The 21,863-nt window shown below is 68.4% G+C and carries 20 protein-coding genes and 3 pseudogenes; 8 read left to right on the top strand and 15 right to left on the bottom strand.

Annotated features, from left to right (window positions below; translation table 11 throughout):
* Positions 1–31: 31 nt before the first annotated feature.
* The 3 genes from grxD to purL are packed head-to-tail and all read right to left on the bottom strand — an operon-like array spanning position 32 to position 2,851.
* Positions 32–325 (bottom strand): Grx4 family monothiol glutaredoxin, encoded by a 294-nt coding sequence (grxD, locus tag K6K41_RS22715; RefSeq protein ID WP_428978546.1) that lies wholly within the window; start codon positions 323–325, stop codon positions 32–34.
* A gap of 22 nt (positions 326–347) precedes the next feature.
* On the bottom strand, positions 348–602 hold the full coding sequence (locus tag K6K41_RS22710; protein ID WP_261402393.1) for a BolA family protein: 255 nt from the start codon (positions 600–602) through the stop codon (positions 348–350).
* On the bottom strand, positions 569–2,851 hold the full coding sequence (purL, locus tag K6K41_RS22705) for a phosphoribosylformylglycinamidine synthase subunit PurL (RefSeq protein ID WP_261402392.1): 2,283 nt from the start codon (positions 2,849–2,851) through the stop codon (positions 569–571). Before purL ends, K6K41_RS22710 begins: the two co-directional genes overlap by 34 nt.
* Positions 2,852–3,072: 221 nt before the next feature.
* Here purL and K6K41_RS22700 point away from each other — a divergent pair, with 221 nt between their 5' ends.
* Positions 3,073–3,366, top strand: coding sequence for a hypothetical protein (locus K6K41_RS22700; protein WP_261402391.1), 294 nt, complete (start codon positions 3,073–3,075; stop codon positions 3,364–3,366).
* A 289-nt stretch (positions 3,367–3,655) separates the two neighbouring features.
* Entirely contained in the window at positions 3,656–4,837 is a 1,182-nt protein-coding gene (locus K6K41_RS22695) for a methyl-accepting chemotaxis protein (protein WP_261402390.1), read from the top strand.
* A gap of 14 nt (positions 4,838–4,851) precedes the next feature.
* Here K6K41_RS22695 and K6K41_RS22690 read toward each other — a convergent pair whose 3' ends face one another.
* The 9 genes and pseudogenes from K6K41_RS22690 to purC all read right to left on the bottom strand — a co-directional run bounded on the left by K6K41_RS22690 (position 4,852) and on the right by purC (position 10,332).
* Positions 4,852–5,121 (bottom strand): choice-of-anchor tandem repeat GloVer-containing protein, encoded by a 270-nt coding sequence (locus K6K41_RS22690; protein WP_428978545.1) that lies wholly within the window; start codon positions 5,119–5,121, stop codon positions 4,852–4,854.
* Positions 5,052–6,158 carry a choice-of-anchor tandem repeat GloVer-containing protein gene (locus tag K6K41_RS22685; protein WP_261402388.1) on the bottom strand — a complete coding sequence of 369 codons (1,107 nt, stop codon included), beginning with the start codon at positions 6,156–6,158 and terminating at the stop codon, positions 5,052–5,054. Before K6K41_RS22685 ends, K6K41_RS22690 begins: the two co-directional genes overlap by 70 nt.
* A 208-nt stretch (positions 6,159–6,366) precedes the next feature.
* Positions 6,367–7,179 carry a DUF72 domain-containing protein gene (locus K6K41_RS22680; RefSeq protein WP_261402387.1) on the bottom strand — a complete coding sequence of 271 codons (813 nt, stop codon included), beginning with the start codon at positions 7,177–7,179 and terminating at the stop codon, positions 6,367–6,369.
* Positions 7,179–7,869, bottom strand: a pseudogene (gene purQ / locus K6K41_RS22675) (phosphoribosylformylglycinamidine synthase subunit PurQ). Before purQ ends, K6K41_RS22680 begins: the two are co-directional and overlap by 1 nt.
* 69 nt (positions 7,870–7,938) lie before the next feature.
* Entirely contained in the window at positions 7,939–8,277 is a 339-nt protein-coding gene (locus K6K41_RS22670; protein WP_261402386.1) for a hypothetical protein, read from the bottom strand.
* Positions 8,229–8,513, bottom strand: a complete 285-nt coding sequence (locus tag K6K41_RS22665) for a hypothetical protein (protein WP_261402385.1) — start codon at positions 8,511–8,513, stop codon at positions 8,229–8,231. Before K6K41_RS22665 ends, K6K41_RS22670 begins: the two co-directional genes overlap by 49 nt.
* 62 nt (positions 8,514–8,575) lie before the next feature.
* On the bottom strand, positions 8,576–8,818 hold the full coding sequence (purS, locus tag K6K41_RS22660; protein WP_261402384.1) for a phosphoribosylformylglycinamidine synthase subunit PurS: 243 nt from the start codon (positions 8,816–8,818) through the stop codon (positions 8,576–8,578).
* An 85-nt stretch (positions 8,819–8,903) separates the two neighbouring features.
* Positions 8,904–9,428 carry a hypothetical protein gene (locus K6K41_RS22655; protein WP_261402383.1) on the bottom strand — a complete coding sequence of 175 codons (525 nt, stop codon included), beginning with the start codon at positions 9,426–9,428 and terminating at the stop codon, positions 8,904–8,906.
* Between the two features lie 100 nt (positions 9,429–9,528).
* Complete coding sequence (gene purC / locus K6K41_RS22650; RefSeq protein ID WP_261402382.1) at positions 9,529–10,332, bottom strand: phosphoribosylaminoimidazolesuccinocarboxamide synthase; 804 nt, start codon at positions 10,330–10,332, stop codon at positions 9,529–9,531.
* A gap of 280 nt (positions 10,333–10,612) precedes the next feature.
* Here purC and K6K41_RS22645 point away from each other — a divergent pair, with 280 nt between their 5' ends.
* The 4 genes from K6K41_RS22645 (at position 10,613) to K6K41_RS22630 (ending at position 12,475) form a co-directional block, all read left to right on the top strand.
* Complete coding sequence (locus K6K41_RS22645; RefSeq protein WP_261402381.1) at positions 10,613–11,005, top strand: hypothetical protein; 393 nt, start codon at positions 10,613–10,615, stop codon at positions 11,003–11,005.
* 52 nt (positions 11,006–11,057) lie between these two features.
* On the top strand, positions 11,058–11,423 hold the full coding sequence (locus K6K41_RS22640; RefSeq protein WP_261402380.1) for a TonB C-terminal domain-containing protein: 366 nt from the start codon (positions 11,058–11,060) through the stop codon (positions 11,421–11,423).
* Positions 11,420–11,974: a hypothetical protein gene (locus tag K6K41_RS22635; protein ID WP_261402379.1), complete on the top strand. Its 555-nt coding sequence runs from the start codon at positions 11,420–11,422 to the stop codon at positions 11,972–11,974. Before K6K41_RS22640 ends, K6K41_RS22635 begins: the two co-directional genes overlap by 4 nt.
* Positions 11,975–12,118: 144 nt before the next feature.
* A complete protein-coding gene (locus K6K41_RS22630; RefSeq protein ID WP_261402378.1) occupies positions 12,119–12,475 on the top strand; it encodes a response regulator in 357 nt (118 codons plus the stop codon).
* Here K6K41_RS22630 and K6K41_RS22625 read toward each other — a convergent pair.
* The 3 genes and pseudogenes from K6K41_RS22625 to K6K41_RS22615 all read right to left on the bottom strand — a co-directional run bounded on the left by K6K41_RS22625 (position 12,467) and on the right by K6K41_RS22615 (position 16,380).
* The gene (locus K6K41_RS22625) at positions 12,467–13,648 is read right to left on the bottom strand and encodes a sensor histidine kinase (RefSeq protein ID WP_261402377.1); all 1,182 of its coding nucleotides are present in this window, start codon (positions 13,646–13,648) and stop codon (positions 12,467–12,469) included. The genes K6K41_RS22630 and K6K41_RS22625 overlap by 9 nt on opposite strands.
* Before the next feature lie 94 nt (positions 13,649–13,742).
* A pseudogene (gene glgX / locus K6K41_RS22620) lies at positions 13,743–15,814 on the bottom strand (glycogen debranching protein GlgX).
* A gap of 134 nt (positions 15,815–15,948) precedes the next feature.
* Positions 15,949–16,380, bottom strand: a complete 432-nt coding sequence (locus K6K41_RS22615; RefSeq protein ID WP_261402376.1) for a DUF2934 domain-containing protein — start codon at positions 16,378–16,380, stop codon at positions 15,949–15,951.
* Positions 16,381–16,518: 138 nt separating this feature from the next.
* Between K6K41_RS22615 and K6K41_RS22610 the strand changes: the two genes are divergently transcribed.
* Both K6K41_RS22610 and treS read left to right on the top strand, forming a co-directional pair.
* On the top strand, positions 16,519–18,513 hold the full coding sequence (locus K6K41_RS22610; protein WP_261402375.1) for an alpha-1,4-glucan--maltose-1-phosphate maltosyltransferase: 1,995 nt from the start codon (positions 16,519–16,521) through the stop codon (positions 18,511–18,513).
* Positions 18,510–21,819: pseudogene (gene treS, locus K6K41_RS22605) on the top strand (maltose alpha-D-glucosyltransferase). Before K6K41_RS22610 ends, treS begins: the two are co-directional and overlap by 4 nt.
* The last annotated feature ends 44 nt before the right edge of the window (positions 21,820–21,863 follow it).

Below are 21,863 nucleotides of genomic sequence, written 5' to 3'. Positions count from 1 at the left end.
GCGGTCTGCTTCGTCTCGACGCCCGCGCCCTTCAGGTGGGTCTGCAGCTCGCCTGGAACATCTCGCGGACGATGTCGCAGCCGCCGATGAACTCGCCCTTGACGTAGAGCTGCGGGATCGTCGGCCAGTTGGAGAATTCCTTGATCCCCTGGCGCATCTCGTCGGAGGCGAGCACGTTCACGCCCTTATAGGGCACGCCGAGATAATCGAGGATCTGCACGACCTGGCCGGAGAAGCCGCACTGCGGGAACTGCGGCGTGCCCTTCATGAACAGCACGACGTCGTTGGTCTCGATCGTGGAGGCGATGTCGTCCCTGGCGCTCATTTCGTTTTCTCCTCGGAGCCGCTCAACCGGCGTCCGTCTGTGCGACCGGCCCGGCGCTGGTCTGAAGCGCGAGCGCGTGGAGCGCGCCGCCCATCTGACCTTTGAGCGCCTGATAGACGATCTGGTGTTGCTGGACGCGGCTCTTGCCGCGGAAGCTTTCCGACACGACCGTGGCGGCGTAGTGGTCGCCGTCCCCTGCAAGGTCGCGAATGCTCACCTGCGCGTCGGGAAGGGCGGCGCGGATCAGTTCCTCGATCTCGCGGGCGTCCATCGGCATCGCAGATCTCTCCTTGGCCTACTCGGCCGCCGCGGCGTCGACCGCGGCCCGGCCATGAAGCGCGGGAACCATTCCTCGTGGGCCTCGCGCATCTCATCCAACAGGATGGGGGCTTCGTCGCCCGGAATCAATCGGTCGCCGCCGGTCGTGCCGATCCGCGCGGCCGTAATGCCGGAGCCGGCTGCGGCGTCGATCACGGTGGCGGCGTTCGCCTCCGAGACCGTCACGACGTAGCGCGCCTGATCCTCGCCGAACCACCAGCCATGGGCCGGAACGCCCTGCGGCGCGCCGTGGAGCCGCGCGCCGATCTTGCCGGCGAGCGCCATCTCGGCGAGCGCGAGCAGCAGGCCGCCGTCCGAGACGTCGTGCACGCCCGTCGCGACGCCTGCGACGATCATCGAACGCACGAAGTCGCCGTTGCGCTTTTCCGCCGCAAGGTCGACCGGAGGCGGCGCGCCCTCTTCGCGGCCCGCGACCAGCCACAGCCAGCAGGAGCGGCCGAGCCAGCCCTTGGCGTCGCCGATCACGATGATCGCCTCGTTCTCGCGCTTGAACGCGATCGTCGCGCTTTTCGCGACGTCGTCCACGAGGCCGACCGCGCCGATGGTCGGCGTCGGCAGGATCGCGCGCCCCTGCGTCTCGTTGTAAAGCGAGACGTTCCCCGACACGACCGGGAAATCGAGCGCCTTACAGGCCTCGCCGATGCCTCTCACGCAGCCGACGAACTGGCCCATGATCTCGGGCTTCTCGGGATTACCGAAGTTGAGATTGTCCGTCACGGCCAAGGGCTTGGCGCCGACCGCTGTAAGATTGCGCCAGGCTTCGGCGACCGCCTGCTTGCCGCCTTCGAACGGGTCCGCCTCGCAATATCGCGGCGTCACGTCGGCGGTGACCGCAAGACCCTTCGGGCCGCCCTCGACGCGCACAACTGCGGCGTCGCCGCCGGGCTTCTGCACGGTTTCGCCAAGAATGATGTGGTCGTACTGCTCCCAGACCCAGCGGCGCGAGGAGAGTTCAGGCGAGCCCATCAGCGTGAGCAAAGCGGCGCGGGTGTCCTCCGGCGTCTCGACGCTCGCGGCCGAAATCTGCTGCTGCTTCGCGCTTTCGACCCAGGGACGCTCATATTCGGGCGCCTGGTCGCCGAGCTCCTTGATCGGCAGGTCGGCCTTGAGCTCGCCGTTCAGGTAGACCTTGAAGCGCAGATCATCCGTCGTGTGACCGACGACCGCGAAGTCGAGTCCCCACTTGGTGAAAATCGCCCGGGCCACATCCTCCTTCGCGGGATCCAGCACCATGAGCATGCGCTCCTGGCTTTCCGAGAGCATCATCTCGTAGGCCGTCATACCGGTCTCACGCACCGGCACGTTCTCGAGATCGAGCCGGATGCCGAGGTCGCCCTTGGCGCCCATCTCGACCGCCGAGCAGGTCAGCCCCGCCGCGCCCATGTCCTGAATGGCGACGACCGAGCCCGACGCCATCAGCTCGAGGCAGGCCTCAAGCAGCAGCTTTTCGGCGAAGGGGTCGCCGACCTGCACGGTCGGACGCTTCTCTTCCGACGCGTCGTCGAATTCGGCCGAGGCCATGGTCGCGCCGTGGATGCCGTCGCGGCCGGTCTTCGATCCGAGATAGACGACCGGCAGCCCCACGCCCGTGGCCTTGGCGTAGAAGATCGCGTCCGCCTTCGCGAGACCGACCGCCATGGCGTTGACCAGGATGTTGCCGTCGTAGCGGGAGTGGAAACCTACGAGCCCACCGACCGTCGGCACGCCGAAGGAATTGCCGTAGCCGCCGACGCCCGCGACGACGCCCGACACCAGATGCCGGGTGCGCGGATGGTCGGGCGATCCGAAGCGCAGGGCGTTGAGCGCCGCCACCGGACGCGCGCCCATGGTGAAGACGTCGCGCAGGATGCCGCCGACGCCGGTCGCCGCGCCCTGATAGGGCTCGATGAAGCTCGGGTGGTTGTGGCTCTCCATCTTGAAGACCACGGCGTCGCCGTCGCCGATGTCCACCACGCCCGCGTTCTCGCCGGGTCCCTGGATCACAAGCGGGCCCGTGGTCGGCAGCGTCTTCAGCCAGACCTTCGAGGATTTGTAGGAGCAGTGCTCGTTCCACATCGCCGAGAAGATCCCGAGCTCGGTGAAGCTCGGCTCGCGACCGATAAGAGCGAGGATCCGCTCGTATTCGTCGGGCTTGAGGCCATGGCTCGCGACGAGTTCGGGCGTGATTGCGGGTTCGGCTGAGGACATCGGACTCGTGCGTTTCGGCGGCGCCGGGCTTTGCTACGCCATAGGCGCGCGCGATGCTAGGGCGCAGGACGCCGCGAGCGGCGCCGAGATCCCCCTCCCGCGGCAAAACCGAAAACAGGACGGCGTTCGACGCCTGAAGCCGCGGTTTCCGGCCGAGCGCCTTAACCGCGCGTTCAATTCCCAGCGGGTAGCCTCGTCCGCAGGTCACTGCTGACGAAGTCATGACGTCCCTGGTCTCCATCGCCCTCAACTTCGGCCTCGCGGTCGTCGCGTTGTCGGCCGCCGCGCTTGCGCCGAAGCAAGGCGCGCTTGTCGCGATCGTGGTTCCGCCCTTCGCGGAAGCCGGCGCGGCGGCGCGCGTCGCGACGCTGGCGGGAGGCGAATTGATGGCACCGGGGCGCGCGGACTGGATCGTGGTGGCGCGGTCGGACGACCCGAATTTCATCTGGAAGGCCTATGGCGCAGGCGCCCTCGCGGTCGTCGACGCCGCAGGCGCGGCCCGCTGCGGGTCCTGACGACGCCCGAGAAGGGACTGCATGAGCGACCTGAACCACATGCGGCTGCTGTTCGGGAGGGCCTTCATGGCCTTCCTGTGGCTCAACGTCGCCCTCGTGTCGGCAACCGCCTATGCGGCGTCGAACGGCGTCCTCGTGCCGGTCGCCGCGGTCGCGATGACGGCGAGCGCCACGCTCGCCTGGCGCACGAACCCGACCGGGGTCGAGACCCGCGTGATCACCGGCGTCGCGGCCGCCGGGCTCGTCGCGCTGCTGATCTTCGTTCGCCGGGCATCCGCTCCAGAGCGACATGCACATGTACTTCTTCGCGATGCTCGCGGCGACCGCATGTTGGTGCGACTGGCGCCCGCTCGTCGCCTTCGCGGCGGTGACGGTGTTCCACCACCTCATCCTGAACTATATGAACGTCGCGGCCGTGTTCCCGTCCGACCAGCCGGACATCTGGCGCGTCGCGCTGCATTCGGCGATCGTCTTCGTCCAGACCGCGATCCTTGCGGTGGTCTGCATCCAGGCCGAACGGCTGTTCGCGCGTAACGCCGAGGCGCTTGAGAGCGCGCAGTCCGCCGAAGCCCGCGCCGAAGCGCTACTCGGCGAGCGGACGATATCGGCGAAATCCGACGAGAAGCGCCGCAAGTCGCTTGAAGGCCTGCTCGACATGTTCGGCGCGGAGGTGTCGCAGCTGCTGTCGGCGCTTCGCAGCCGCTCGACCGACCTCGACAGCCGTTCGACCGACCTCGCCCGGCTGACCTCCGACGCCTCGACGAGCGCCGCCGAGGCGGCCCGCCGGGCGGAGAACGCCTCCTTCGACGTCGAGGCGGTGGCGGGCGCGACGAGCGAGATCGCGACCTCGACCGACGAGATGAGCCGGCAGATCGCCGCGACCTCGCAGCTGATCGGCTCGGCTCGGAGCTCCGCGCTCAAGACCTCGCAGGCGATCGAGATGCTGGCCGGCGAGGCCCGCAGCATCGCGGAGGTCGTGGACATCATCCGCGGCATCGCCGACCAGACCAACCTGCTCGCGCTCAACGCCACCATCGAGGCGGCGCGGGCGGGCGAGGCCGGGCGCGGCTTCTCGGTGGTGGCGACCGAGGTCAAGAGCCTTGCCGACCAGTCGAGCCGCGCGACCGAGGACGTCACCCGCCGCATCGACGCGGTTTCGCGCGAGATCTGCGCGGCGGTGGACGCCATCGACAGTTTCTCCTCGCGTTTCAACGAGATGAGCACGCTCGGCGAGGCGGTCGCGGCGGCGGCCGAACAGCAACAGGCCGCCACGCGGGAGATCTCGCGCAGCGCCTCGAGCGTGGCGACCGGCACCCGCGCGGTGTCCGAGATCTCGCGCGGCTCCGAAGGCGTCGCGCAGCAGACCAGCGTCGCGGCGGATCGCATCAGGACCGACGCCGCCGACGTGCTGCGCGCGACGACCGAGCTCGAGCAGCGCATCCGCGGCTTCATCCGCGACGTCGCGGCCTAACTGGCGGCCCGACGTCAGGGCCTGAGACGAAACACCGTGCCGGAGCCGGTGGCGTTCCCGCCGTCGCGGGTCGAGCCGTAGAAGTCGCCGGTCGCGCCGTCGAGGATCAGGCCGTCGAAGGGCACGCCACCTTCGCCGCCGGAGCCGGTGAAGGCGCGCACGATCTTCTCGCTCCACGCCCCGTCAGGCTTCCTGGGCGGGGTCAGATTGAAGATCACGCCGACCGACGGGTTCGGCCCGCCGCCGGGCGTCGCGCCCCAGAGCGCGCCTGCGCCGTCGGCCACAAGGCCGGCGCGCGGAGAGGCGCCGTCGCTCTGGCCGCCCGTGAAGCTGTGGATCGTCTCCTTCCTCCAGCCCTTCGCGGCGCGCAGGGCGAGGCGGAACACCGTCCCGCATCCGCCGAAGCAGGTTCCGCCGCCGCCAGCGACGTCGCGCCGTAAAGCGCGCCGTCCCGGTCGAAGGCGAGCGGACCGGTCGGCTGCTCGCCGTCGGGGCCGCCCGTGAAGCGGTGGAGAAGCTTGGCCTTCCACAGGCCGGAGGCCGACGAGCGCGCCAACCGATAGACCGTCCCCCTGTCGCCCGAGACGGCGCCGCCGACGCGCGTCGTTCCGTAGAGCATGCCGTCCGGGCCGAACACGACGCCGGCGTCCGGGAACCGGCCGTCGTCCTTTCCGCCCGCGAAGCTGTGAAGGATCTTCTTCTTCCAGCCGCTCTTGGCCTTTCTCAGCGAGAACGCCGTGCCCCTGTCATAGGCGCCGCCGGCCGCGGTCGTCCCGTAGAGCGCGCCGTCATCGTCCATCACGAGCCGCGACGAGCTTCGCACCCCGTCGGCCACTCGCTTGAACCGGTAGATGACGTCATAGGCGAAGCTTCCGTCGCCCTTGGGCGCGAGCTCGTAGACCACGCCGCAGCCGCCCGAGCACTCGCCGCCGCCGCCCGCCGAGGTCACGCCGTAGAGCGCGCCGGAGGGGCCCATCGCCAGCCCCGCGATCGGATCCGCGCCGTCGCGGCCGCCCCGGAACTCATGCAGAGCCTTGTATTTCCATGGCTTGCCCGCCTCTTGCGGCGTCAGCCGGTAGACCACGCCGTCATCGCTCGCCCCGCCGTCGATGGTCACGCCGTAGAGCGCGCCGTCCGGCCCGAGGATCGGCGCCGCCCAGGGATGCTCGCCGGTGACGCCGTCCGTGAAGGCGAAGAGGGTGGTGAGTTCGGGCGCGGCCGAAGCGGCGCCCGCGAAACCCAAAATGGCCGTTGTCAACGCCGCCGCGAGCGCCCCCGAGAGCGCCGAGAGCCGGCCGACGCGACGCCTGATCGCCGCCATGCCGAAAATCCTCCGCGTGATCGTCGCGCTTCGGCGACGCCGGCGGCCGCGGCTGTCGAATCGAGGACGCGGCCGGATGCGATGCGGACGCAACCGTCCCGACGCGAAGCATCGGGACGCCCGGAAGGGTAGCGCCGGGCCGGCCGGCGCGGCCATCCGTAAAGTCACCTATGAGGGTAGCGGGCGGGCGTTCGGGCGGACAAAAATTTCAGCGGCCCGCGCGCTCGATCAGCGCCATGGCGCCGGCGGGATTGCGGACCTTCGCGCCCGAGATCAGGAAGCAGTAGACGTCGCGCGGCTTCGCTACAGGCGTGTCGCCCTTCAGCGTCGGCAGGTCGCCCGGAACGCCGCCCGCCGCATAGGTTTTTAGCCGCGACGCCCAGGCGTCGAGCTCATCCTCGGGATAGCCGGTCTCGACGTCGTCGCGGCTGCGCTCGAGACGCAGATAGACGAAGTCGGCCGTGACGTCGGCGATGGTCGGATGGTCCGGATCGTCGAGGGTGACCGGCGCGACCTGCGCCTCGGCCTCGCGCAGCAACTCGACGAAGGCGGGGTCGGCGAAGCTCTCGTGGCCGGCCTCGATGACGTGGCGCAGTTTTACGCCGTCATGGCTCGCCGGCAGCAGCTTGAGGAAAGCCGCGATGTCGTCCCTGTCAAAGCGCTTGGTGGCGGGCAGTTGCCACAGGATGGGGCCGAGCTTCTCGCCCATGGCGGTCGGTCCGGTGTCCCAGAATTTCTGAACCGACTCCGCGCCCTCGGCGAGCACGCGGCGGCTGGTGCAGAAGCGCGAGGCCTTGAGCGGAAACTGGAAGCCGTCCGGCGCGGCGTCGGCCCACTTCCGAAACGTCTCGGGTTTCTGGCCGCGATAGAAGGTGCCGTTGACCTCGATCGCGGTCAGGCGCTCGGCCATGTAGGCGAGTTCGTCGTCCTTCTTCAGTTTCGCGGGATAGAACGCCCCGCGCCACGGCTCGAACGTCCAGCCGCCGACCCCGATGCGGATGCGGCCGGGCGCGGCCGACATCACGCCGCCTTCGCGAGCGCCGTGAAGAGCGCCAGACCGTCCACGCCGCCGACCGCCGCGTCCACGAGGTTCTCGGGATGCGGCATCATTCCGAGCACGTTGAGGTTTTCGGAGTAGATCCCCGCGATGTCGTTGATTGAGCCGTTGGCGTTGGCGTTGCCGCCGACGTTTCCGGCCGCGTCGCAGTAGCGGAACGCGACCCGCCCCTCGCCCTCGAGCCGCTCGATGGTCTCGGCGTCGGCGAAGTAGTTGCCCTCGCCATGGGCGCAGCAGACCTCGATGACCTGGCCTTCCGAATACTGGCTCGTGAAGGCGGTGTCGGCGCGCCCGACCTTGAGGTGCTGCGACTTGCAGATGAAGCGCAGGCCCTTGTTGCGGGTGAGGATGCCGGGCAGCAGGCCGCTCTCGACCAGGATCTGAAAGCCGTTGCAGATGCCGAGCACGAGGCCGCCGCGGCCGGCGTGGGCGCGCACCGCGTCCATGGCCGGCGCGCGCGCCGCGATCGCGCCGCAGCGCAGATAGTCGCCATACGAGAAGCCGCCGGGCAGCACCACGAGGTCGGTGCCCTCGGGCAACGCGCTTTCGGCGTGCCCACACCATCGCGGGGGCCTGGCCCGTGGCGCGCTGCAGCGCCTTGGCGACGTCGCGCTCGCGATTGGATCCGGGGAAGACGACGACGGCGGCTTTCATGAACGGCTTTTCCTTACGGCGCGGCTCGAACGTCAGAGCGTCCGCAACGTCGCGATGAGGCTTTCGAACTTAGGCTTGTTTTCGTCCCATTTCGCCGTCGGCGAAACGCAATTGAAGGCGACGAGGTGCTTTTCGGCGTTGGTGAGGAACAGGCCGAAGCGCAGCGAGCCCGGCTCGCCCTCGGCCTTGAGGTCCGCCCAGCGGCCGGGATGGGGCCCGAAGGTCTTCTCGCTGAAGGGTGACGTAGTCGGCCGCCATCTCCTTCGGGGAGTTCCTGATCACGCCCGCGCCGAACTCTTCGGCGGCCGCCTGCGAGACCGGCTGGCCGGCCTTGGCGTCTTGCGCGCCGCGCACCTGGATCAGGCAGAACACGCGCTCGGAGCCGCAGGCCTTGTCGGTGCAGCGCACGCCGATGGCGCGGACTGGAAGCGCTCCCAGGTGGTCCCGTCGGGCTGAAGGCGGAAGGAGCCGTCAGGCCCGATGATCTCGGTGGTCGGTCCGGGCATTTCGGCGGCGGCGGGCTCCGACGGCTGTTGCTGGCCGCCCGGCGCCGACAGGCGCGGACCGCCTTCCGGAGACTGCGCGGCGGCCGGCGCGGCGAGCGCGAGCGCCAGAGCCGCGGCGAGCGAAAGACTGCGGGTCACGGGTTCGATCCTCCCTCGGATCTTGTTCTTTTTCTGGAGAGTCCGCCGCCCCGTTTTCGGGGTCAGCCCGCGATCTCGTAGCGGTAGCTTTCGATCACGGTGTTAGCGAGCAGCTTCTCGCACATCGCCTTGAGGGTCTCTTCGGCCTCGGCCGGATCCGACGTCTTGAGCTCGACGTCGAACAGCTTGCCCTGGCGAACGCTCTCCACGCCCTCGAGGCCGAGCGAGCCGAGCGCGCCTTCGATCGCCTTGCCCTGGGGGTCGAGAACGCCGGTCTTCAGCGTGACGGTGACGCGCGCCTTCATGGGTGTCATGGGCTCCGGTGTCGGGAATTGCGGGCCCTTCGTTTAGGCGCTCGCGCGGCCGAACGCCAGCCGGAAGGGCGGCCCGTCAGCGCGCGGCCGACAGCGCGGCGCCGATCGCCGCGACCGCGCGGGCGCGGACCGCGCCGGCCTTCGGAGCGTCCATCGACGAGGCCACGACGCTGATCGTGCCGGGCTGCCGCTTGTCGAACAGGGTCGCCATCATCAGCACGAGGCCGCTCGGGCATTCGCCGCGCATCTCGAAGCGCGAGGCCTGCTCGCCGTCCCTGGCGGCGGCGAAGTCGGAGAACTCGCAGGCCTTGTTGGCGGGGTTGTTCTTGAAGCCCTTTTCGTAGCCCGCGAGCGTGCCTTCCGGATCGGCGATCACCGCGTCGCGCGCGGAGTCGGGAGCCGGACGGAGCGCGATCGCGATCTCGCCGGAGGGCGGACAGGCGGGCGAGCCGCAGACGTAGCGCACGAGGTCAGGCGCGGCGCTCTTGACCGTCCAGTCGCCGCCGAAGGGATTCGGAAGCTTCGACAGGTCGAGCGCCGCGGCGGGCGCGGAAAACGCGACGGCCGCCCCTAGGGCGGCCGCGAAGACCATTGGGGTCATGGGATGACCATTCGGGTCATGAGATGACCTTACGTGTCATGGGATCCTCCGGCGCATGACGCCGCGGTCCGGAAAGGCCGCGGCGCATGCGTGTTTCGGGTCACTCCTTGGAGGTCACCAGCACCGGCCCGCGCCCGTTCGGAACCTCCGATTCGGGCAGGATGCCGAGCCGGCGCGCGACCTCGGAATAGGCCTCGACCAGCCCGCCCATGTCGCGGCGGAAGCGGTCCTTGTCGAGCTTGTCGTTCGACTTGATGTCCCAGAGGCGGCACGAATCCGGGGAGATCTCGTCGGCGACGACGATGCGGACCGTGTCGTTCTCCCAGAGGCGGCCGGTCTCCATCTTGAAGTCGACGAGACGGATGCCGACGCCCAGGAACAGGCCGGACAGGAAGTCGTTGACGCGGATCGCCAGCGCCATGATGTCGTCGATCTCCTGCGGGCTCGCCCAGCCGAAGGCCGTGACGTGCTCTTCGGAGACCATCGGATCGTTCAGCGCGTCGTTCTTGTAATAGAACTCGATGATCGAGCGCGGCAGCTGGGTGCCTTCCTCGAGCCCGAGCTTGGTCGCGAGCGACCCCGCTGCGACGTTGCGCACCACGACCTCGAGCGGGATGATCTCGACTTCGCGGATCAGCTGCTCGCGCATGTTGAGCCGACGGATGAAGTGCGTCGGCACGCCGATGTCGTTGAGATGCTGGAAGATGTACTCGGAGATGCGGTTGTTCAGCACCCCCTTGCCGTCGATGATCTCGTGCTTCTTGGCGTTGAAGGCGGTCGCGTCGTCCTTGAAGTGCTGAATCAGCGTGCCGGGCTCGGGACCTTCGTAAAGGACCTTCGCCTTGCCTTCGTAGATGCGGCGGCGGCGGTTCATCGGCGTATACCGTGGCTTGAGGAAATCCATGTCACCTGCCGGGTGTGTCGGGCCTGACCGGAGGGTCGTGTCTCATCCGGCGCGCGCGGAAAAGGGTGTGGTCGTCGCGAGAAGCGGCGTCCGCGCGAGCGCGGAACATAGGCGATCGGGCCGCGCCGCACAATGAGCGCGGGCTTGCGCCCTCCCCGGCATAGAGTCGCGCGGCGGGCGGGTCCGCCCGAGACTCTGTCGGCGGGCCGCCGCCGGCGCTAGACTCTTCTTCTGGCCCGCGCCGACGGCGCGCCGCGGCCTGCTTTGCGGAGACCCGTCCATGCCCCGGATTCGCCTCGGACTTCTCGCCGTTTTCTGCTGCGCGAGCCCTGCCCTCGCGACGCCGCCCTGCCCCGGCGTGACGGTCGCGCACGGCGCCGCGACGCCGGCCGAGGCGGCCGCCGTCGGCCGCCAGATCTCGAGCGGGGCGCTGCCGATCGACAGCAAGCTGTCGGTCGGCGCCTGGAGCGTTTTCCACGTCAAACCGAAGAGCGCCGACGCGCTGTGGCTGTTCTTCAAGGGCGATCCGGCGAAAACGCAGCGAATCTACCTCTCGCCCGGCCTTGGACGCCCGGACGAGTATCAGGACATCCGGCAGGAGGTGGAGCAGAACGCGGCCGGCATTCCGCCGGCGCTGTCGTCCTGCTTCGCCCATCTCGTCACCGGCGGCTGACGCGCCGCGAGACGGATTGCCCGGCGAGGACGCACGGCGATAGGGTCCGGCGATGTTCGCCCGCTCGCTCCTCGCCTTATCGCTGACGCTCGCCGTCGCCTCGCCCGCCCCGGCCGAGCCCGAAAAGCCGCCTCTCCCGCAGAACCGCCAGGAGTGGGCGGTCGCGGCCCGACTGACCTTCGCGGGCGCCCGGCCGTTGCCGGACAGCGTCAAGGGCGTCGCGGGCTCGCTGCGGACGGTGGTGCGCATCGAGATCCGGCGCGACGGCTCGATCGCGGACGTCAGGATCGAGAAGTCCTCCGGCTTCGGGCCGGCGGACGAGGCCGCGCTCAAGATGGCGCGCGACGCCGGATCGCTGCCCCCGCTGCCGGCCGACATCCCCGGCGAGACCCATGCGGCGACGCTGCCGTCATCATGACGCTCGCGCCGACCGACGAGGCCGACCGGCGGCTCTACGTCCACACCGATCTCGGCCTCAGGATCGAGACGCCGCCGCCCTTCCTGCTCGACCCGCTTCCCAACAATCCCCGCCTCACGGCGGGCGTCCAGGTGACGGCGGCCGGCGCCCCTCCCCCTTACGCCGCGCCGAACGAGCCGCTCTGCCTCGTCGGATTCAAGAACGCCGACGACCCGTCGCGGACGCAGGAGGGGCTGAACGAGGATGCGAGCGTCGACCGCGCGCTCGCCGTCCAGACCCGCGCCGCGGAGGCCAACAGCCTCGCGGTCGATCGCACGTCCGTCACCGACTATCGGGGCTCGAAGCTGATCGAGCTGTTCCAGACGCCGAGGGCCGGCGCCCCCGGCTGGAGCGACTCGGAGTTCTACGTCGCGATGTTCGAGCGGCCGAGCGGGGCCTACGCCATCACCTGCGTGGCGGCGAAGGGCAGGATGGCCGAGGCCCTCCCGACGTTCCAGACGATCCGCGACGGCGCGGGGATGATCGAGGCGGCGAGCGCGCCTCCGCGATGACGCCCAACCGATTGGAAAGGCGCGGCGGCGGATAAGTCCGCGCCCGCGCCTTACCAATCGGCGCCGCTGCGCTAACTCCACGCGTTCATCGGATTGAACGAGCGGCATCCTCCGCGCTTATCCGTCTCGAAAATGCTCAGCCGCTTGAAACGGATCCTGGTCGTCGAAGACGAACCGCTCATCGCCATGGAGGTCGAGAGCATTCTCGAGGACGGCGGCCACGTGGTGGTGGGGGTCGCGCGCGACGCCGACGCCGCCTTCGCGATGGCGGAGCGCGAAAAGCCGGACGCGGCGACGATGGACATCGATCTCGCCCGGAAGACAAGCGGGCTGGACGCCGCCGAAAGGCTCTACCGGCGGCTCGGCGTGCGCAGCGTCTTCGTCAGCTCGAGGATCGACGCCCGCGTGATCGCGGCGGCCGCAGATTTCGAACCGCTGGGCTTCGTCAGCAAGCCGCCGTGGAAGACCGAACTCCTTGCGGCCTTGCGCAAACTAGAGTGATGGCGCGGGTTCGTCGTCCGGCTTGCCCGCCAGGCTGTAGCGGAAGCCGCCCTCGGCGTAGTCCAGCTTCGCGGACCCGTTGAAATAGGCCGGCACGACGCGCTTCAGGAGGCGCGTGCCGAAGCCCTGCCGAACCGGCTGCGCGGCGGGCGGCCCGCCTTCCTCGGCCCATTCGAAGCGGAAGCCTCCGCCTTCGGAGGCCCATGACAGGCGAACCGAGCCGGCGTCCGTCGACAGCGATCCGTATTTCGCGGCGTTCGTGGCGAGCTCGTGGACCCCGAGGGCGAGCCCGAGCCCCTGCTGAGAGCCCACAAGCTGCTTTTGGCCCGACACGATGATCCGCGAGACGGCTTCCTGGTGAGGCGTGAGCGCCGCGGCGACGACGGCCGAAACCTCGACGTCGTCCGACGACGACTCCATCAGCACGTCCTGCGCTAGCGACAGCGCCTTGATGCGGGCGCCGACGGTCTCCTTGGCCTCCTGCAACGACTCGGCGTGGTTCAGCGTCTGGTTCACGATCGACTGGATCATGGCGTAGGCGTTCTTCAGCCGATGCGAGAGCTCGCGCTGGACCACGATGCGGAGCCGCGCCGCCTCCCGCTGCTGTCCGATCTCCACATTCGCGTCGCCGAGCGCCTCGGTCAGGGCGTCCGTCTCGGCGCGCTGGCGCCGTCCGGCCTCGACCTGCGCGGTGGTGTCGGTGGTGACGTTGAGGACGCCCGCGACCTCGCCGGCGTCGTCGTAGACCGGGCTGTAGAAGAACGTCCAGGTGGTCGGCTGGGACACGCCGAAACGCATCATGTCGAGCGGCATGTCGTTCACGGACGCGCCCCGGCCTGCGAGCGCCTCGCTGATGAGCGGCTCGACGTCCGTCCACACGTCCGCCCAGAGAACCTCGATCGGCGCGCCGATCGCGTCTTTCGCGCGGTCGGCGAGGATCGGCAGGAACGCCTCGTTGTGGAACTGGAGAAGGTCCGGCCCCCACCACACGCACATCGGCTGGCGCGACGAGATCACCGTCCTCAGGATCGTCCGCAAAGCGATCGGCCAGGCCTCGACCGGTCCGAGCGACGTCGCGGACCAATCCTTTGCGAGGATCTCGTCCCAGATCGCGCCCTGTTCGTAGGCATCGCCTACGGAGCTGCGCCACGGTCCCGGAAACTGTGATTTCACCGCCGACCCGTCGCGGACTGGAGCCCATCGTCAGACCGAGATATTTCGGCGTCGAGACCGCTGTCAATCCGGTACCTTATTACGGTCACGGTCCCTACATCAGCAGCAGAAGCGACCGTCCCGCGACGTCGATGGCGTCGCCGCCGCCCGGCTGCGGGCGCGGATCGGCCTCCGGCTGGTCGGTGTCGACCATGACGGTCCAGTCGCCGCCGCCGTCTTTTTCCGGAACGACGAACGGCACCACGCCGTCATGGGCGTTGAAGATCAGGATCGCCTGTTCGTCCGCGGTCTTGAGCCTCAGGCCGATGCAGTCGGCGTTGGAGTCGGCCCAGTGCTCCGGCTTCTGCTCGCCGCCGCCGGGATTGAGCCACGAGATCTCCATGCCGTCGCGGAAGCTCGAGCGGCGCAGGATCGGGTGATCGGCGCGGATCTTGGCGAGCTTCTGGGTGAAGGCCAGCAGCGCCTTGTTGTTGTCGTTGAGATCCCAGTTGACCCAGGAGATCTCGCTGTCCTGGCAGTAGCCGTTGTTGTTGCCGCCCTGCGTGCGGCCGAACTCGTCGCCCGCCAGGATCATGGGCGTGCCGTGGCTGAACAGGAGCGTGGCGAGGAAGTTGCGCTTCTGGCGCTCGCGGGTCGCCACGATCCCCTCGTCGTCGGTCTCGCCCTCGACGCCGTAATTGTACGAGCGGTTGTGCGAGTGGCCGTCCTTGTTGTCCTCGCCGTTCGCCTCGTTGTGCTTGTCGTTGTAGGTGACGGTGTCGTGCAGCGTGAAGCCGTCATGGGCGGTGACGAAGTTGACGCCGGCCCACGGCCGCCGCCCGTTGCGGTCGTAGACGTCGCCCGAACCCGTGATCCGCGCCGCGAAGCCCGAGAGCGTGTCGGAGCTCTTCTTCCAGTAGTCGCGCACGTCGTCTCGGTACTTGTCGTTCCATTCCGCCCAGCCGGGGGGGAAGCCGCCGACCTGGTAGCCGCCGGGCCCGATGTCCCACGGCTCGCCGACGAGCTTCACCTGGCGCAGCGTCGGATCCTGGTTCACGGCGTCGAAGAAGCCGCCGCGCGGATCGAAGCCGTCGGGCTCGCGGCCAAGGATCGTGCCGAGATCGAAGCGGAAGCCGTCGACATGGCATTCCTCGACCCAGTAGCGCAGCGAATCCGTCACCATCTGCAGCACGCGCGGATGGCTGGTGTTCACGGTGTTCCCGGTGCCGGTGTCGTTGATGTAGTAGCGCGGCTCGTTCGGCATCGTTCGGTAGTAGCTGAGGTTGTCGATGCCCTTGAACGAGAGCGTCGGCCCGAGCTCGTTGCCCTCCGCCGTGTGGTTGTAGACCACGTCGAGGATGACCTCGATGCCGGCGTTGTGGAATGAGCGCACCATGTGCTTGAAGCTCGCGATCCGCGCCCTGCCGGACTTGCCGTTGCCGCCGGCGTAGCGCGCCATCGGCGCGAAGAAGCCGATGGTGTTGTAGCCCCAGAAATTCTTGAGGCCCTTGCCCTCAAGATGCTGGTCGTCGAGGAAGGCGTGGATCGGCAGCAGTTCGACCGAAGTGACGCCGAGCGCTTTGATGTGGTCGATGACCGCCTTCTGGCTCAAGCCGTCGAAGGTGCCGCGCACGTCCTCGGGCACGCCGGGATGCAGCATCGTGAAGCCGCGGACATGGGTTTCGTAGAACACGGTCTTGTCCCACGACACGTCGGGCTTGCGGTCGCCCTGCCAGTCGAAGGCGGTGTCGGCGACCTCGCATTTCGGCGTAAACGGCGCCGAATCCCGCTCGTCGAAGCTGAGATCCTTCTCCTTGGCGTCGAGCCGGTAGCCGAAATGGCTGTCGTCCCACGTGATCTCGCCCGCGAGCGATTTGGCGTAAGGGTCGAGCAGCAGCTTGTTGGGATTGAAGCGGTGCCTTCCTCTGGCGCGTAGCGGCCGTGGACGCGGTAGCCGTAGCGCTGGCCGGGGAGGATTCCGGGCAGGTAGCCGTGCCAGATCTCGTCGGAGAATTCGGGGAGCGTGACGCGCTCGACCTCGTTGTCCTTCTCGTCGAAGAGGCAGAGCTCGACGCGCTCCGCATGAGCCGAGAACAGCGCGAAATTGGTGCCTTCGCCGTCGAAGGTCGCGCCGAGCCTGTTCGGCCGCCCGGCCTCCGCCCGGCGGTCGGTCTTGATGTCGCTCATGCGGTCGCTAGCCCTTTCCCCGAGGCGGCAAGCCCCGACTTCGTGTCCCGTCACCGCGATGAGAACGGCGCGCAAGCGCGCGCGTTCCCGGTGATCGTCGGATCACAAAGAAACTAGGACAGGGCCCGCCGACGTCAGCCCTTCGGCTTGGGTTTCGCGGCCTTTCCGGGCTTGTCCGCCTCGGCTTTGTCCTTGACGGGCTTCGCGGCCTTGGCGGCGGCCGGCTTGGCCGGCTCTTTCGCCGCAGCCTTCGGCGCCTCCTCGGTCGCGACCTTCGCCTTTTTCGGCTTGGCGGGCGCAATGTCGACCGCCGCGCCCTTGGTCGGTCGCGGCTTCGGCGCGTCGTTGGCGACGACGGTCTTCGTCACGACGCCGCTCGCGCCGGCGCCCTTGACCACCGGCTTCACGCCCTTCGGCTTCTTCGCCTTCGACGGGACCGGCTCGCCTTCGCTCGCGATGCGCTTTTCGGCCTCGTACCAGTGCTCGTCGCCGCGGCCCTCCGGCCGTCCGGCCTCGTTCCAGATGCGGTACGCCTCGTCCTGAACACGCCTGTCTCGATCGCCCATCGCCCTCTCCTTCACCCGCTTCAGGGGTTGTCGGCTTAAACGGCCGACCGATGTGTGGGTTTCCGCTGCGGCGCGGCGCCCTGACCCGCCGCCTTGCTTGAGTGACGCTCAGACTACTGATTCGTTTCGGAGATTCGAATGTCCTATGCCTCAATCGACGCCGTCGACGCCGCAAAGCGCCCGCGGATCGCGATCGAGGCGGTGAGGCCGAGCGTCGACGGCGGCCGTTTTCCGGTCAAGACGATCGCCGGCCGCCCGATCACGGTCGAGGCCGACATCTTCGCAGACGGCCATGAAGTGCTGCGCGCCGAGATCCTCTGGCGCGGGCCGAACGGCGGCGACTGGAAGCGCGCGGCCATGGCCGAGGTCGTCAACGACCGCTGGACCGGGACCTTCACGCCCGACGAGATCGGTCGTCAGGAATTTCTCGTCGAGGCCTGGTGGGACGACTTCGGCACCTTCCGCCGCGATCTCACGAAAAAGCGCGACGCCGGCTTCGACGTGGCGCTCGAGACCGACGAGGGCATCGAGATGCTCGAGGAGTTTTCGGCGAAGGCCGAGCCCAAGCTAGCCCGGGCGCTTGCGGACGCCGCGCTGAGGACGCGCCCGCTCGACGTCGCCGGGCGCGTCGCCGAGCTGCTGTCGTCCGATGCCGCGCAGGCCGCAAAGGCCGGCGACCCGCGCCACCACGCGGCGCGCACCGAGCCGTTCCCGCTCGAAGTCGAGCGCACCAAGGCCGAGTTCGCGAGCTGGTACGAGCTGTTTCCGCGCTCCGAAAGCGGCGACCCGGCACGCCACGGCACGTTCCGCGACGTGATTAAGCGCCTGCCCATGATCCGCGACATGGGCTTCGACGTCCTCTACTTCCCGCCCATCAGCCCGATCGGGTCGTCGAACCGCAAGGGTCCGAACAACACCCTCACCCCCGGCCCGAACGACCCCGGATCGCCTTACGCGATCGGCTCGGAGGCCGGCGGCCATGACGCGCTCCATCCGGAGCTCGGCTCGCTCGAGGATTTCAAGGCGCTCGTCGACGCTGCGGCCGAACACGGGCTCGAGCTCGCGATCGACTTCGCGATCCAATGCTCGCCCGACCATCCGTGGCTGAAGGAGCATCCGGGCTGGTTCAAGTGGCGCCCTGACGGCTCGATGAAATACGCCGAGAACCCGCCGAAGAAGTACCAGGACATCGTCAATGTCGACTTCTACGGCCCGGACGCGGTTCCGGGCCTTTGGGCGGCGCTGCGCGACGTCGTGCTGTTCTGGGCCGAGCAGGGCGTGAAGATCTACCGGGTCGACAACCCGCACACCAAGCCGTTCCCGTTCTGGGAGTGGATGATCGCCGAGGTGAAGGCCAAGCACCCGGACGCCATGTTCCTGTCGGAGGCCTTCACCCGCCCAAAGGTGATGTATCGGCTCGCAAAGGTCGGTTACGGCCAGTCCTACACCTACTTCACTTGGCGCAACCACAAGAAGGAGCTCGAGGACTACCTGATCGAGCTCACCACCACCGCGCCCAAGGACTTCTTTCGGCCGAACTTCTTCGTCAACACGCCGGACATCAACCCGTTCTTCCTGCAGACCTCGGGCCGGCCGGGCTTCCTGATCCGCGCGGCGCTCGCGACGACGCTCTCGGGTCTCTGGGGCATGTATAACGGCTTCGAGATCTGCGAGAGCGCTCCCCTGCCCGGCAAGGAAGAATATCTCGACAGCGAGAAGTACGAGATCCGCATCCGGAACTGGAACCAACCGGGCAACATCATCCAGGAGATCACGCGGCTCAACCGGATCCGCAAGGAGAACCCGGCGCTGCAGACCCATCTGGGCGTGAAGTTCTACAACTGCTTCGACGACAACATCATCTATTACGGCAAGGCGCGCACCGCCCCCGACGGAACGCCGATCGACATGGTGCTGTGCTTCGTCGCGCTCGATCCCCATTCCGAGCGCACGGCCGGATACGAGGTCCCGCTCTGGGAGTTCGGGCTGCCGGACACCGGGACCGTTGAGGTCGAGGATCTGATGCGCGGCAACAGCTTCACGCTGACCGGCAAGAGCCACTCGATCTACATCAACCCCCACGAGCTGCCGTTCCACGTCTGGCGGCTTAAGCCCGCGGGAGCCGTGGCATGAACGTCCAGCACTCAGCCCAGACCAAGCCGACCGGCACGCTCGTCTCCAAGGACGGCGTCGATCCGCTGTGGTTCAAGGACGCCATCATCTACCAGCTGCACGTGAAGTCCTTCATGGACTCCAACGGCGACGGCATCGGCGACTTTCCGGGCTTGATCTCCAAGCTCGACTACATCGCCGATCTCGGCGTCAACGTGATCTGGCTGCTGCCGTTCTACCCGAGCCCGCGGCTCGACGACGGCTACGACATCAAGGAATACACTGGCGTCTCGCCCGACTACGGCACGCTGCAGGACGTCAAGCGCTTCATCCATGAGGCCCACAAGCGCGGCCTGAAGGTGATCTCCGAGCTCGTCATCAACCACACCTCGGACCAGCATCCGTGGTTCCAGCGCGCGCGGACCGCCAAGCCCCGGCTCGGCGCACCGGAACTTCTACGTCTGGTCCGACAATGACGAGCTCTATTCGGGCACGCGCATCATCTTCCTCGACACCGAGCGCTCGAACTGGACCTGGGATCCGGTGGCCGGCGCTTATTTCTGGCACCGGTTCTACAGCCACCAGCCGGACCTGAACTTCGACAACCCGCAGGTGCTCAAAGCCGTCTTCAAGGTGATGAAGTTCTGGCTGGACCTCGGGATCGACGGGCTTCGGCTCGACGCCGTGCCCTATCTCATCGAGCGCGACGGCACCTCGAACGAGAACCTCCCCGAGACCCACGACATCCTGAAAAAGATCAGGGCCGAGCTCGACGCCACCTATCCGGACAGGTTCCTCATCGCCGAGGCCAACATGTGGCCGGAGGACACCAAGGAATATTTCGGCGACGGCGACGAATGCCACATGGCGTTCCACTTCCCGCTGATGCCGCGCATGTACATGGCGATCGCGCGCGAGGACCGCTTCCCGATCACCGACATCATGCGGCAGACGCCGGCGATCCCGGAAAACTGCCAATGGGCGATCTTCCTTCGGAACCACGACGAGCTGACGCTCGAAATGGTCACGGACAAGGAGCGCGACTATCTCTGGAACACCTATGCGTCCGATCGCCGGGCGCGCATCAATCTCGGCATCCGCCGGCGCCTCGCGCCGCTGATGGAGCGCGACCGGCGCCGCATCGAGCTGATGAACTCGCTGCTGCTCTCGATGCCCGGAACGCCCGTCATCTATTACGGCGACGAGATCGGGATGGGGGATAACATCCATCTCGGCGACCGCGACGGCGTCCGCACGCCGATGCAGTGGTCCATCGACCGAAACGGCGGGTTTTCGCGGGCGGACTTCGCCTCGATCGTGCTGCCGCCGATCATGGACCCGCTCTACGGCTACTTCGCCGTCAACGTCGAGGCGCAGGCGCGCGACCCGCATTCGCTGCTGAACTGGACGCGCCGCATGCTCGCGACGCGCCGCCAGCACATCGCCTTCGGCCGCGGGACGCTGCGCTTCCTCTATCCGTCGAACCGCCGGGTGCTCGCTTATCTGCGAGAGCATGAGGGCGAGACGATCCTCTGCGTCGCCAATATGGGCCGCAGCCCGCAGGCGGTGGAACTCGAGCTTTCCGAGTTCGAGGGCCGCGTGCCGGTCGAGATGACGGCCGGCTCGGTGTTCCCGCCGATCGGCCAGCTGACCTATCTGCTCACCCTGCCGCCTTACGGCTTCTACTGGTTCATCCTCGCCAAGGAAGCCGAGGCGCCGAGCTGGCATACGCCCGCGCCCGAGCCGATGGCCGACTTCGAGACGCTCGTCCTGCGCGCCGGCGTCGACGACGCCATGCAGGTGGAGGCGCGCAAGACGCTCGAGACCGCGGTGCTGCCGAACTACCTGGCGCGCCGCAGGTGGTTCTCCGGGAAACACCAGAAGCAGATCATCCCGCGCATCAAGGGCATGTCGCGCCTGCCCGGCGACGGCGAGCCGATCGGCCTCATCGAGATCGAGGTCACGGGCGGCGCCGAGCCGTCGCGCTGGCTGCTGCCGATCGCGGTCGTGTCCGAGGACGACCCGCTGCCGGCGCTCGCCGGGCGGCTGGCTTTGGCGCGCGTGCGTCGCGGCCGCGAGGTGCAGCTCCTCACCGACGCCTTCGCGCTGCCGGCCTTCGCCCATGCGATGGCGCGCTCGCTGAAGCAGTCCGCGCGGCTGCCGAGCGGCGACGGCGAGATCGTGTTCGAGCAGGCGGAAGGCGCGAACGTGCCGGAGCTTCCGGCCGACGCCGAGATCAACTGGCTCTCGGCCGAGCAGTCGAACTCCTCGCTCATCGCCGGCGACCTGATGATGATCAAGGTTCTGCGCAAGATCGCGCCGGGCGCGCATCCGGAAGCCGAGATGGGCCGCTATCTCACCGAGAACGGGTTCGCGGCTTCCGCGCCCTTCCTCGGCGAGATGGTGCGGGTCGCGACCGACGGCACGCGATCGACGCTCGCGATCGTGCAGGGCTTCGTCCAGAACGAGGGCGACGCCTGGACCTGGACGCTCGACCACCTCACCCGCCAGCTCGACGAATTCGGCTCGACGGGCGGCGGCGAGATGACCGAGGTCGAGCGCTTCAGCGAGTTCACGGACTTCGCCGGCAATCTCGGCACGCGCCTCGCCGAGCTTCATGCGACGCTCGCCAAACCGAGCGCAGACCCGTGGTTCGCGCCGGCGCCGGCCGCGACCGGCGACGTCGAGGGCTGGAAGGCCCGCGCCACCGGGCTGCTCGAAGGCGCGATCAACGCCCTGCGCGCCAAGGCCGACTGGGTCGACCCGGCGCAGGCGACGCGCGCAGGCTCGATCATCGCCCGCCGCGACGCGCTGGAGACCGCGATCGGACAGCTGGCGGAAGCCGGCGGCGGCACGCCGATGACGCGCATCCACGGCGATCTCCATCTCGGCCAGATCCTGGTCGCGAGCGGCGACGTCGTGTTTATCGACTTCGAGGGCGAACCCGCCCGGCCGCTCGAGGAGCGCCGCGGCAAGGCCTCGCCGCTGCGCGACGTCGCGGGCGTGCTGCGCTCCTTCGATTATGCGGCCGCGATGGTCGGCCGGAACGAGCAGGCCTCGGCGCATGTCGCGGGCCCGCGGCGCGACGAGTTCCTGGAGCGCTTCCGCGTCGACGCCGCCCAGGCCTTCCTCGACGCCTACCGGGCGCGCGCGGAAGCCGAGGGGCTTTCGGTGTCGAGCGAACTGCTCGACATGTTCCTGATCGAGAAGGCGGCCTACGAGATCGCCTATGAGGCGGCGAACCGTCCGGCATGGATCGACGTTCCGCTTGGGGGCCTGCACGCCCTTGCGGCCCGACTCGCTCCAGAAGAGGGAGGCCAATCATGACCGCCGCCAGAGCCATGGCCATGCGCCCAGGCCCGGAAGGACAT

This window comes from Chenggangzhangella methanolivorans, assembly GCF_019797865.1.
GTDB classification, from domain to species: domain Bacteria; phylum Pseudomonadota; class Alphaproteobacteria; order Rhizobiales; family Methylopilaceae; genus Methylopila; species Methylopila methanolivorans.
Note: the sequence above shows the minus strand (reverse complement) of the source record. Positions and strands in the feature narration are given on the sequence as shown.